This window comes from Sphingobacterium suaedae (assembly GCF_042684625.1).
GTDB classification, from domain to species: Bacteria; Bacteroidota; Bacteroidia; order Sphingobacteriales; family Sphingobacteriaceae; genus Sphingobacterium; species Sphingobacterium suaedae.
Genome location: NZ_JBHULR010000003.1, coordinates 927321 through 940711 on the forward strand (window position 1 = coordinate 927321; position 13391 = coordinate 940711).

Sequence of the window (13391 nt, forward strand, 5' to 3'; positions counted from 1 at the left end):
TTAAGTGAAAGTGGGAATTTGTGGCTTTCCATCCATCCAATTTTCAAACTTTTTCCTTCCGTTATTTTTAAAGGTGTTAAAGGCAATCTTTATTTTGGTTCTATCAATAGTCAATAGGTAAAGGTCGTGAATATTATATTCTTGTCGAAAGTAACCAAGCTTATTCATCAATTTAAAAAACAAAACAACATCGATTTTTTCAGTTGTTGGTTCGTTGATACAAAATCTTTTGTACCAATGTTCAAAATCTTCCTTTGCTTCAATTCTAATAGCATCTTCAAAGGACAACTTTTTTAATGTGTTAGAGGTATTTAAAATATTATCTTGAACTCTGTTTATGGATATTACATTAGTTTCAATCAGATCAATCTCATTCACTGGTGTCAACAATATATTTTTCCAGTCATTTAGACTGATGCTCTCCAATTTATCCATTTCATTTACTAAAGATTCATAAGCTATTAATTTATGTTCCTCTACCTTTAAATAAGGTTTAATTATTGAAAATAGATTTTCAATTTCTTCAATTCTCCTTAATAATTCTTGAATTAAACTCTGAAAAAACAAAAAGGTAAAATTCCCAACTTGATTTGTAATAAACTCATACCCTAATTGGTTTTGATCCATAATAGATGTCGCTAAAATAAATAGTTTATCCTTCGCCTTTTCAATGATTATTTTGTCGTTTTCAATATTTGATAATATATTGATAGCTTCACTCACAAAAAGATTGAAACTATGGCTAAGAATTAATCTAATATGAATCAATTCTCTTTCGTACTTATTTTCAAACTCTAGTAATGAAATTTGCGTCATTTCTGATAGTTGATCAGGATAAGAATATATTTTAAGATAATCCTGATCATTGTATTTAACAGTTGCAAATTCAAATTGCTTCAAGAAATTTAGATCCATATTTACTTCCATGCTGTCTGAATAAAATTCTTTAAAGTATCTTGTTCTATCTTAATATATCTTTGGAATGATTTAAAATCAGACCATCCACCAAGCGTCATAATAACTTGATATGGTACTTGTTTAGCAATTAACATTGAAGCGAAACTTTTTCTAGATGTGTGTGCTGTCACTAATTGCCACTTTGGATAAACATTCACAATTTTTTCAGCCCCTTTAAATCTAATAATCTCAATCTCATCATTCAATTCAGCTAACTTACATAGTTCTGTAAGATATTGATTGTACTTTTGATTGGATATTACGGGTAAAGGCTTTCGATTCTTTTCATATTTCTTTAAAATGCCTAGCGCTAGATCATTCAGTGGGGTAATAATCGGAGTCTTTGTCTTTTCAGTCGTTAGGTAAATTGTATCGCCTTTGATGTGATGCCTAGATAACTGAGATAAATCAGAATAACGATATCCAACAACACAACCAAACACAAATACATCTCTAACACGATCCAATCTTTCATTATTAGACAGGTCGAGATTAACTAACTTATAAAACTCCTCCTCCGTTAATGCGATTACCTCCAATTTCTGACGTTTTATTGTAAAATCCTTATATCCCTCACCAAACTTAATTCCGCTTCGTTTAGCATAGTTTAAAAACGTTTTAAGCGTACTTAATTGTTTAGCTATAGTAATGTTGTTTAATGTCTTTCCTTGGTCTGTTGTATGATTGATTAAAAAGTTCTGAAAAGAGGTAAAGAAATCATAGGTCATTTTATCAAATCTAACCCTAGTATTCTTCTCAGTCTCATAAGCTCTTAAGTGTTTCTTTAGAGCCTTGTAAACAGATAGGCTTCCTTTAACCCTAGAAGCTGTATTATCTTCTATATACTTATCTATGTAATCAAATACCAAGTTTTTAACTTCCTCTTTCTTACCATTGTTCAAATGAATCCGCTTATATTCATCAACTACCATTGATGAACTAAAATCAACATTATCTAAGTTAAAGCGTTGAACGATTTTCTCAATGTTTCCAATAATGGCTTTTAGATCATTGTTAATCGTTTTGGTTTCCTCAAGCGTTGGAAGTAAATCATGATCTATATCAGGTAATAGAGCCTTAGCATTCTTTTTATTGATAAAAAGAACCTCTTTGGAATTGGAATCCCATTGCTCAGGAAAAACTGCAACTCCTGTAGAAAGCTTTTTTAACTGGTTCGCTACAGAAATAGTAACAGTAATAGGCTTTTGACCTAAACCGTTTTGCTTGTCTGTTCGCAAAATTATATTGGTGGAACACTTTGCCATTTATATTGGTATTTGTTCCAAAAATATATAAAATTTTTCAAAAAAGGGGAATGAAAAGGGGAATGTTTTTATGAAATAAATTAAAATGTTTGATACTGGGAGATATATTTAGTAAAACATAAATATCTAATAATCAGTAATAAATGCATCTATCGCTATCAGAGGATATCTATAAATATCTATAGGTTACAATCCCGCCCTCTCCGCTAAGACGTCTTTCCAAAGCTTTTATAAGAGCTCTGAAAAAAAATAAAAAGCCTGCAAATCGTTGTTTGCAGGCTTTTTTCATTTAAGATTACCCACTGACAATCTATTCTTTAGCTTTCTTCCGAACGGGAGACCCACACCATAACCAACAACACACCTTTGAAACTCCCAAATAGAAATGAGTTAACATTTGGTACTGGGCAACAACTAGGAACGGCCTGACGATCGCATGTACTGTTTACAGCTTCACTATCAATTTTCAGGCTTCACTCTTCTTAAAAGTTGGATTTTTCACCGCAATCATTACACATATGGATTCACCGGAATTTCAATGAGTCGATAGCCGTTTTGGATCAACCTTAGCTGCATTTCCGACTCCAAACGTTGTTTAAAAACAATAATACTTAACGATTGACTAGGAAAAAGTCCATAGCGGGAAAGAAAATCTCTACACCACTTTTTCCATGCGATACGCCGAAATTCGGCACGGTCAGTCTTCGCCGGAATCTGATCCGAGCCCGGAAACCAAAAATTAGGATTAAATCGCTTGACGGCGATCGTCGGTAAGTTCAAGCCTGCAGCCAGTTTCTCGAACTCACGCTCCGAGATTTTATACACAAAATTCCCTACAGGTTCGTACGAAAACCGCTTTTTCCATACCTTCTGAATAGCACGATCGTTGAATAATCCCAGCACATTACTCAGAAATAATAAAAATGACATTTTTTGAATCGGATCTTGAGGTTCCATGACTACAACCCCTTTTCGAGCTACACGGAGCATCTCATACATCGCCAAATACGGTCTTGGAAAATGATGGTAACTTTCTTTGCAAAACACATAATCGATGGAACCGTCGCTATATGAAAGAGCTTCCGCATTTTCTTCTGCATATTTCTCGATAAACCCCATCTCTTGGGCCACCGCTAAAAAATCTCCATTAATGTCAGATGCAGTCACATCCAACACATGCTCATCCAGCAGATAACGGGCGTCGTGACCATATGCATCACCTACCGTGAGCCAACTATCCTGCTTATTAAACAACAAGGGTGTTAAATTTTGAAAGAAAATTTTCTGCAACCAATGATTAATACTCCCGTCATATCTTCTTAAGTTTTCAATCAGCATCTGTTTATCGCTCTTACCCGGAAATCGGGTATTATACCAATCGGCATGGCGCGCATAGCTCTCTCTACTAAAATCTGACGTATCCCTTCTTGCTTGGTTCATAACTTTCTTTTCAAGTCTAATCGTTAGGTGGTTATTCCTATATTAATTGATAAGATAAAACTACAATAAACGATGACTTATACCAAGCTTCTATTTGTTAAAAAACGATAAATGATTTCAAAGCATCATACAATAAAAGCGCCTACTCGTTGAGTAGGCGCTTTTAACAGCATCATAACCGCATTTTCGTTACAATCGTTTTATTCGAATATTTCGGAAAAAAACCTCCGATCCGTGACCTAGAAAACCAATGTGTCCTTGTCTGTTCTGCAAGCCGGGATGGTCCTTTTTGTCCAGGGTTCCCTCGCGGGATGCTGCAGCCAGATCACCATCCAGGATAACAACACCGTTCAGTGTCACCTTGATCCGGCTTCCCTCCACACGGATTTCTTCCGTATTCCACTCGCCTATAGGCTTCATGCCTGTCCGTTTTGCCGGTAAGATCCCATAGGCAGAACCGTGATATTGATATTCCTTCAGGTTCTTATAGATATCCGCATCATTATCCAGGATCTGTATTTCCGTCCCTGCGTATGCCGCGTCGCCCTCAAGTGGTGTACGGATTCCAACCCCATTGTTGGCGCCCGGGGTAAGCTTGAATTCAAAACGGTACACAAAATCGGCAAATTCATCCTTTGTGTATAGGTTCTTCCCAAATTTAGCATCCGGGTTGGCTCGGACATACCCCTCGGGTGTGATCTCATAGGCAGGCGTGTCGGTCCATTTATCCAGGTTGGTGCCATCGAACAACAGCTCAAAACCTTCCTTTTTCTCCTGGTCGGTCAATGCATAAACCTCCTTCCGGGCAATTTCCCGAAGGTAAATATCGCGGTACCACACACGAGATCCGTGCGCTTGCAGCTCGATCTGTTCTACCGGGAAGATCGACTGGTTCCTGTCCCAATAATTTTCCAATGTCACGCTGTCCACAACGAGTTCGCCATTCAGCCATACCGAGACCTTCTCCCCGACCATACGGATCTTGAACGTGTTCCACTCGCCAAGTTTATTATCGGCCACTTTTAGGGGATTTTTCGGATTTTTGGCATTATTGTACAATCCGCCCGAGCCCACCTGAGCGCCCACACGTGTATTGGCAATGTCCCATATCTGCACCTGTGGTGTGCCCCGCAGGTAGATTCCCGCGTCAGGCTCTTTTCCTTGCGGATCCAACTTCCAGTCAACCAACATCTCAAAATCGCCGTACTGCTTGACCGTTGCAATATTATCGCCATGACCGCTGAAGACAAGTTCCCCGTTTACTGCCGACCAATGTTCGTTCATTTTTTTATCGGCCGCAGCCTGCTTCTGTGCCAGTTCTTTTGCTGACATCTTCGAACGTGCGATCGGGTTTTCAACAAGACCCTTCCAGCCCGTTAGGTCCACACCGTTGAACAGTGCCACATAGCCCTCACCTTTAGGCATCTCCGCCAGATGACGGACAATGGCTTCGCGGAGGTAAGAACTTTCGCTTCCCTGCAAATTGGCCATCGCCTTTTCAAGCACCTTGCGCACGGCGGTGCCAACAAACGCCTTGTTGTCCATGGCAATGTTCATCGCTGTGTTCGTCGCGGCTCCCTTTAATGCCGCATCGTCCAGGTACCGAGCAGCGAATACAAGCGCTTGGTAAGTGCCCGTTGCCTGCAGTGCACCGAGCACCTGTTGCTTTTGCGCCGACGTTTCGGCAAGGGCGAACACGTCCTTCAGCAATAACGTTTTTTGATCGGCATGCATTGTCCCCGCATTGATCTGCTTCACCAGGCCATTGAACAGCCCCCCGAAAGCAGCACTGCCTTTTTCCGACCGGGACAAATCGATCAGAACCGGAAGGACTTCGGGATTGGACCATGCGGCAAGCGACTGGATTGCTTGTGCTTTCAGTCCCGGATCTGGTAAATAGTTTTTGACAGCCTGTAGAGCGTCCGTTCCGCCTACCCCTGCAAAAACCGGAAAATAATTTGCCGGGGACGGCGCGGCCGACCGGGAAATATCAGACGCCAGTCGCTGTACCTTCGCCTTCCTGTCACTGCTGTTTTTCAGGACCGCCACTAGTGCCCGTTGTAGATAAGGGGCGTCTGCCGGCGACGCTTCCCCCAACAGGCTTACTACCGCATCAAAATCGTCCGCGTTCACCACATTGGGCAACGCTTTCAGGGCAGCTTCCTTCACCGCTGGATCAGTCGCCTTGATAAGCGGGAGCACCACCCTGGAAGATCCATTGTCCGTACGTCTGGCCAGTACATCTAAAAGTACCAGCTGCGTTTTCGTGTCCGAACCTCCCAATCGTTGGTTGATGGCGTCCATCGTCTGTGGATGTTTGGACGATAGCAGGAGAGACACAATCGCCCGGGTTGTCGCTTCATCCGCTCCGTTTATCTGCTGGATGAGATACGGGGCATCCGCTCCTTTGGACAGCTCTGTCAATGCATTAAGTCCGGCGATCCTGGCCCTTGTATCCGCGATATTCCCCAGCGTCTGCTCGATGGCGGCAGCATCACTGTCTTCCCCCTCGGCAGCTAAATAATTAAAAATACTTTCCTGCACATCTGGCGATACTTTATGCAGTGACGCGATCAATTTTTTCGTATCGTCAGCCGTGCCGTGTTCCCCCAGTAACTGCAATGCTGCTGTACGGTAAAGCGCATTTGGGCTTACCGCCGCCTTCATCAATTGTTTTCGTGCTTTCTTTGGGTCCACGTCCACCAACAGTTGCAGGGCACCGGCCTGTAGCGTGGCGGCACCAGCCCTATCCGCTTGTTTGCTCACCGTGTTAGCCACCGAAAGCGCCAGCTTATCGTTTCCGTCCTGCAGCAATGTACGTGCGTAATCCAGCGTTAGGCCGCCAATATTTGTTTTATCAAATTGATAATCCACAGACTTTAGCTTGGCCAATAAAACGGGAGCCGATTTGACACCGCCGATCTTGCTCAATGCTGTGTACACGTCCCGCTGATAATTCTCCGAATTATACGTACCTAACGTAGCGATGATCGCTTCTTCATCGGGTCTCGAGCGAAGGTCGCCGAGTGCGGCCACGATGGCCGTCGTTATTTTTTCGGATCTTGCAGCCGAAAGTCCCTTTGACAGAGCTTGGGCTGCCTCTACCGTACGTATACCGTTCAGGGCCAGGGCGGCCTTATCAACCAGGTATTCGTCCTGCAGGTAAGGTTCAATGGATGCAATAGCTTCGTTCTTGGACGCTTGCTTCATCAGCTGTAAAACAAACGCCTTGTTGTCATTATCCTTCAGTTTGTCCAGGGCCAGGATCAGTCCCCGGGAAAAAGCTTCCCGTTGGGCATCCATGCCGGGCTGCATAACATAGAACGAATAGGAGTTCGCCGCATATTCCACGGCAGCATTGTTACTGCCCTGGGGCTTGAGTCCCAAGAGCAGGTTCGCCACATCCTCGGCGGTGAACCCCTCAAGTTCCTTCATCGCTGCCAGGAATTTGTTTTTTTCTTCAGCTGGCTGCTGTGCCAGCACATCGGCTATCTTAGTGGCCGAGGTACGGTTTGCCGGCTGCTGTGCATAAGCAGCAACTTGTAAGAGAAAGAGTGCAGATAAGGTATTGAATACTTTTTTCATTTTTACGATAGGTTGGTTAGATAGTCCACGGACCGCGCATAGGCTGATTGATTAATCTATTCGCTGCTTCGTCGTTCACGAATTCCTGTTTCGTGGAGTCAAACTGTAGCGTACGGTTGAGGCGCAGTGCTGCCAGGCCAAGATTGACCAGCGTGGCAGAATAATACCCGTTCTGTTCGTTCAGCGCAAATTTCTGCCTCGTCCGGCATGCTTCTACAAAGTCCGTCACCTGCGGTGCCGGTTCCGGGTACTGGGCCAGTTTGCGTTCCAGGTCTGGAATATCCGAAACAAAACCTTTGTATAGTTTTCCTTTTGGGCCTTCGATATAGGCCTGCCCTTCTTCGGTACCGGCGCCGTCCAGGATAATCTGGCAGCCATCTGCATACGTATACGTGATCTTACGCCAGGTGCCTACCGCGTCGTAATGCTGTTGCGGGGCATCCACCTCGATCTTGACCGGGCTTTCCCCATCCTTGCCAAGGAAATATTGTACAGGATCCAGGTAATGCTGTCCCATATCACCTAATCCCCCTCCGTCATAATCCCAATAGCCCCGGAAGGTCGTATGTACACGGTGCGTGCTATATGGCTTATAAGGAGCGGGGCCGAGCCACATCTCGTAATCCAGTTCCCGGGGCACCTGCTCCACGGGCAAATGCTCCTTGCCTACCCAGTAAAACTTCCAGTCAAACCCCGTATGTTTGCTGATCGTAACCTTCAACGGCCACCCCAACATACCGGTATCTACGAGTTTCTTGATCTTTTTCACCGGCACATTCATACCATAAAAGTTAGCGTCGAAACGGAACCAGGTATTCAGCCTGAAAATATTGCCATGCTGGGCCACGGCCTCTTTCACTTTCTTTCCCTCGCCGATCGTACGGGTCATCGGCTTTTCACACCAGATATCTTTTCCCGAACGGGCAGCTTCTACCGCCATGATACCGTGCCAGTGCGGGGGCGTTGCAATATGGACGATGTCGACCTCCGGATTTTGGATGAGCTCGCGAAAGTCGCTGTGTTCTTTGATACCGCCGCCCAGGGCCTGCTGTGCCAGGGCCAGGTGGCGCGTGTCCACGTCGCAGATCGCTACAGTTTTCGTGCCCGCATATCCGAAGTGCCCGCGGCCCATAGAACCGACCCCGATCACACCTTTTGTTAGATGGTCACTGGGTGCCAGGAACCCCTTCCCTCCAAGGACATACCGTGGAACGATGGTAAAAGCGGCGGCACCAATCAATGACTTTTTGATAAAATCACGTCTTGAAGTGTTTTTTTCTTTCATTATCGATTAGCTAGTTTAGTTGAAGTTTCGAAGTTAACATATTTTATACTCAATACCTAGGTTGTCACATAATTGTTGGTATTTGGAGGGTATACTATCGCTAATTATCATATCTATTTTAGCTAACGTCGTAATTTTCCCCAGACTTTTCCGATCAAATTTAGACGAATCAGCCAACACGATCACTTTATGCGCAGATTCCATCATCTTTCTATTGAGCAAGGCTTCTTGCGCGTTCGTCGTCGTAATTCCAAATTCAGCATCAATACCATCTACCCCCAAGAAAAGTTTCGAACAGAAAAAATCGCCCAACAAATCCTCTGCATACCTTCCCATAATGGAAGACGACGTCTTACGTACCGGACCGCCAAGTTGGATGATGTCTACGCTCTCATGCTTGATAAGCTCCATTGTGACATTGATAGCAGACGTGATGACGGTCAAGCCATTTTGGGGAACGATTTCTTTTGCAAAATATTGCATGGTTGTACCCGACGCTATAATAATTGAATCATTCGGCTCCACGAGTTTGGCAGCCTCCTGTCCGATCATTTTTTTTGCATCGGCGTGTAAATTGGTCTTTTCATTTATCGACCTATCCTTTTGATAAGGGTTGACATTGGTTGCACCTCCGTGTGTGCGAAATACCATACCTGCATCCTCCAAAAACTGAAGATCCTTCCGTATGGTAACCGATGACACCTGTAAATGTTCACAAAGATCGACCACAGACACATGGCCTTCTTTTTCTATTTGCTTGATTATAAATTGGTGGCGTTCGACATTATTCATAGCCCAAGATAAAAATAAGCAACCAATCCTACGATAAAAAGATAAAAAAAACTTCACAAAGCTTCGTTTATTTACGTTTTTTATTATTTTTACGAAGAAATTATTGAATAACGAAAGAAATCAAAATGAATTTTACTAGAACCGAAGCAATAAAACATCTCAATTCCACTTCTCTATGGGATATCGTCATCGTGGGAGGCGGCGCTACAGGACTGGGAATCGCTGTCGACGCTGCGTCAAGGGGCTACAAGACACTGCTGGTAGAAAAACACGATTTCGCAAAGGGAACGTCCAGCAAAAGTACCAAACTAGTCCATGGAGGTGTTCGCTATTTAGCCAATGGCGACGTGAAGCTGGTTTATTCCGCTCTAAAGGAAAGGGGACTCATCTTCCAAAACGCGCCACACGTATCTTTCGTTCAAAGTTTCGTTATCCCCTCATACGGTTTCTTTAGCAAGTTCAAATTTCTCGTCGGATTAAAACTGTACGACTGGATGGCAGGCAGCCTACGTATTGGCAAGTCCACGCTTTTAAATAAGCAAGAAGTGCGCGAGAAATTGCCAAAAGTAAAAACGAAAGGGCTGCGGGGAGGAATCCAGTATTTCGATGGTCAATTTGACGATGCGCGTTTAGCCATTAATTTGGCTCAAACAGCTTCAGAATACGGAGCAACGCTGCTAAATTACGCAGAGGTAACCGCGATACATAAGGACAGCACACAGCACGTAAATGGACTTTCGTTTGTTGATGTCGAAAGTGGAGATTCGTGGCGGGTGCTGGCCAAAGTGGTAATCAATGCGACAGGTATTTTTGTGGATGACATCTTGAAGTTAGATACACCTACGCATAAAAATCTGGTCCGTCCCAGTCAAGGTGCACATATCGTGGTCGATCAGAAATTCCTCGGCAATCACGACGCACTCATGATTCCCGAAACCAGTGACGGCCGTGTGTTATTTGGCGTACCTTGGCATGACAAAGTACTATTAGGAACAACAGATACACCGTTGGATGAACATCAAATAGAACCACGTCCGCTAGAAGAAGAAATCGAATTTATTTTGACTACTGCACAGGAATACCTGACGGATGCTCCGACGCGAGCCGACATACGCAGTGTATTTGCCGGATTACGTCCCTTGGCTGCACCAACAAATGGTAATGGGAACAGTACGAAAGAGATTTCCAGGGATCACAAACTCATTAAAAGCGATTCGGGATTGATTACGATCACCGGAGGAAAATGGACGACCTATCGAAAAATGGGAGAAGAAACGGTTGATCTGGCCATTCGTGTAGGTAAACTTGATAATAAAACGTGCCAAACGACTACACTGCCGCTACATGGCTATACGTTGGAAAAGCAGGAAGGACATTGGCAGGTATACGGCTCGGACAACGAACACATCCGTACTTTGATGCAACAACACCCTAAATTCGCCGAAAAGATCCACCCGAATCATGACTTTAGAATAGCCGAAGTAGTCTGGGCCTGTCAGCATGAAATGATCGTCAAAATCGAAGATTTTTTAGCTAGACGCATACGCCTGCTGCTTCTTGACGCACACGCTTCGCTGGAGGCAGCTCCTCTGGTAGCCCGGGTGATGGCCGAACACTTAGGAAAAGACCAAAACTGGATAACGCAGGAACTGACCGATTATGAGAATCTGGTTAAAAATTATACATTGTAAATGGAAATGAAATATAACCGATAAACCATATGGTACGAGATGTTCAGATTTATACAGGCACTGGAATGGATCTGATCGCTTCCTCGCCATAAGAAAAATTAGACATATGAAAAAAGAGTTTATTCTGGCATTAGATCAAGGTACAACCAGCTCAAGGGCCATCCTATTCAACAAAAATGGGCGCATCGAGAACGTCGCACAAAAAGAATTTACACAGATATTTCCCAAGTCTGGTTGGGTCGAACACGATGCGCGGGAGATCTGGTCCACCCAGCTATCGGTATTGACTGAGGTCATCGCAAAATCAAAGATAAAACTCGATGCTATCAAAGCGATCGGCATCACCAATCAACGGGAAACAACAATTGTCTGGAACCGAAAAACCGGCGAACCCGTTTATAACGCTATCGTTTGGCAAGATCGGCGAACAGCGCCTTATTGCCAATCCATAGCAGAACAGGGCTTGGATAAATTAATTCAAGAAAAAACTGGGTTATTGATTGATGCTTATTTTAGTGCTTCGAAGATCAATTGGATCCTCACCCATGTTCGCGGGGCACGAAAGCTTGCCGAAAAAGGCGATTTGGCTTTTGGCACGGTCGACTCTTGGCTTGTGTATAACCTGACGAATGGCGGCAAACATATCACCGATGTCACCAACGCATCCCGTACGCTCCTATTTAATATCCACACGTTAGCTTGGGATGAAGAGCTTTTAAAAATATTTGACATTCCTGCTTCGATGCTACCAACGGTATGCAGCAGTTCAGAAGTTTATGGCGAAACCAGCACAGAGCTCGGTAGCCGTCCCATCCCAATCGCGGGAATAGCCGGTGACCAACAAGCTGCACTTTTCGGTCAGCTTTGCACAAAAAAGGGAATGGTGAAAAACACCTATGGAACGGGCTGTTTTCTGCTGATGAATATTGGAAAAAAACCGGTCATTTCCACGCACAAATTAGTGACCACCGTAGCTTGGAAAATAGGCAACGAAGTAAATTATGCACTAGAAGGCAGTATTTTTATCGGGGGCGCTGTCGTCCAATGGCTGCGGGACGAATTGGGGATCATCAAGAAATCGAATGAAATTGAAAAACTAGCCACGAGCGTTTCCAGCACCGATGGTGTTTATTTAGTCCCCGCTTTTTCGGGCCTAGGTGCTCCCCACTGGAATCCTGAAGCGAGAGGCACCTTACTTGGCTTATCTCGAGGATCCAGTAATGCACATATCGCACGAGCGGTTTTGGAAAGCATCGCTTACCAAACCTATGACATTTTGAAAGCTATGGAGAAAGATTCCAAATCCAAAATCAAGGAATTGCGTGTGGACGGGGGGGCGACACAAAACAATTTTCTCATGCAGTTTCAATCAGATATTTTAAAAACCAATGTCATACGGCCAGCTATTACCGAGACTACGGCCCTAGGTGCCGCATTTCTAGCAGGACTCGCTGTTGGTTTTTGGGAAAGTATCGATCAATTGCAATCTCTATGGCAAGAAGAAAAAACGTTTGTCGCAGATAAGCAAACAACGTATAAAACGCAACTCGAAGCGTGGAAACGAGCCACCGATACGGTTAAATACTGGGCCAACTACAATCATTAATTGCTAACATTTTTTTAAACCTTATTCGTTATGACACCATTTTTAGCAGAATTAATTGGGACAGCGGCCATGATCTTACTTGGTGGCGGCGTTGTCGCTAACGTGGTGCTGAAAGGCACTAAAGGGAATAATTCCGGTTGGATCGTCATTTGTACCGCCTGGGCCATGGCCGTATTCGTTGGAGTTACGATCGCCGGACCGCACAGTGGCGCTCACCTGAATTGTGCCGTTACGATTGCGAATCTAGCGTTGGGGAAGCTCGATCTTGCAACTTCTCTTTCTTATATAACGGCACAATTTGTAGGGGCCATGATCGGCGCATTTTTTGTCTGGCTGATGTATAAAGACCACTTCGATCACACGGATGATGCCGGCGCCAAACAGGCTGTATTTTGTACGGCTCCCGCCATCAAAAATCTACCGATAAACTTGGTTAGCGAGGTAATCGGCACGTTTGTGCTGATCTTTACGATTCTACATTTTACCGATGCGAAAATGGCAGACTCCACACCTATTGGATTGGGGTCAATCGGAGCCATTCCTGTTACATTTTTGGTATGGGTAATCGGTCTGTCGCTCGGCGGAACCACAGGCTACGCGATTAATCCAGCTAGAGATTTAGGTCCACGAATCATGCATGCCCTTCTTCCCATAAAGAACAAAGCGAACTTCGATGCTTCCTACGCGTGGGTGCCCGTACTTGGACCGGTTTTAGGGGCGTTGCTGGCTAGTGTATTATATTTAGTGATCTATTAATAATTTTTAGCTAT

At 44.2% G+C, this 13391-nt stretch carries 9 protein-coding genes; 3 read left to right on the forward strand and 6 right to left on the reverse strand.

Annotated features, from left to right (window positions below):
- The 6 genes from ACFSR5_RS07460 to ACFSR5_RS07485 form a co-directional block, all read right to left on the reverse strand.
- Entirely contained in the window at positions 1 to 927 is a 927-nt protein-coding gene (locus ACFSR5_RS07460; protein WP_380902266.1) for a hypothetical protein, read from the reverse strand.
- Positions 918 to 2222: a site-specific integrase gene (locus tag ACFSR5_RS07465; protein WP_380902268.1), complete on the reverse strand. Its 1305-nt coding sequence runs from the start codon at positions 2220 to 2222 to the stop codon at positions 918 to 920. Before ACFSR5_RS07465 ends, ACFSR5_RS07460 begins: the two co-directional genes overlap by 10 nt.
- A 510-nt stretch (positions 2223 to 2732) precedes the next feature.
- Positions 2733 to 3662: a class I SAM-dependent methyltransferase gene (locus tag ACFSR5_RS07470; protein ID WP_380902270.1), complete on the reverse strand. Its 930-nt coding sequence runs from the start codon at positions 3660 to 3662 to the stop codon at positions 2733 to 2735.
- Positions 3663 to 3851: 189 nt separating this feature from the next.
- Complete coding sequence (locus ACFSR5_RS07475; protein ID WP_380902272.1) at positions 3852 to 7247, reverse strand: DUF1080 domain-containing protein; 3396 nt, start codon at positions 7245 to 7247, stop codon at positions 3852 to 3854.
- Between the two features lie 16 nt (positions 7248 to 7263).
- Positions 7264 to 8532 carry a Gfo/Idh/MocA family oxidoreductase gene (locus ACFSR5_RS07480; RefSeq protein ID WP_380902274.1) on the reverse strand — a complete coding sequence of 423 codons (1269 nt, stop codon included), beginning with the start codon at positions 8530 to 8532 and terminating at the stop codon, positions 7264 to 7266.
- 33 nt (positions 8533 to 8565) lie between these two features.
- Positions 8566 to 9324 carry a DeoR/GlpR family DNA-binding transcription regulator gene (locus ACFSR5_RS07485; RefSeq protein ID WP_380902276.1) on the reverse strand — a complete coding sequence of 253 codons (759 nt, stop codon included), beginning with the start codon at positions 9322 to 9324 and terminating at the stop codon, positions 8566 to 8568.
- Positions 9325 to 9449: 125 nt separating this feature from the next.
- On the opposite strand from ACFSR5_RS07485, the gene ACFSR5_RS07490 reads away from it, so the two are divergent.
- The 3 genes from ACFSR5_RS07490 (at position 9450) to ACFSR5_RS07500 (ending at position 13377) form a co-directional block, all read left to right on the forward strand.
- Entirely contained in the window at positions 9450 to 11015 is a 1566-nt protein-coding gene (locus tag ACFSR5_RS07490; protein WP_380902278.1) for a glycerol-3-phosphate dehydrogenase/oxidase, read from the forward strand.
- 106 nt (positions 11016 to 11121) lie between these two features.
- Positions 11122 to 12621 (forward strand): glycerol kinase GlpK, encoded by a 1500-nt coding sequence (gene glpK / locus ACFSR5_RS07495; protein ID WP_380902280.1) that lies wholly within the window; start codon positions 11122 to 11124, stop codon positions 12619 to 12621.
- Positions 12622 to 12651: 30 nt separating this feature from the next.
- Positions 12652 to 13377 (forward strand): MIP/aquaporin family protein, encoded by a 726-nt coding sequence (locus ACFSR5_RS07500; RefSeq protein WP_380902282.1) that lies wholly within the window; start codon positions 12652 to 12654, stop codon positions 13375 to 13377.
- Positions 13378 to 13391: the final 14 nt, after the last annotated feature.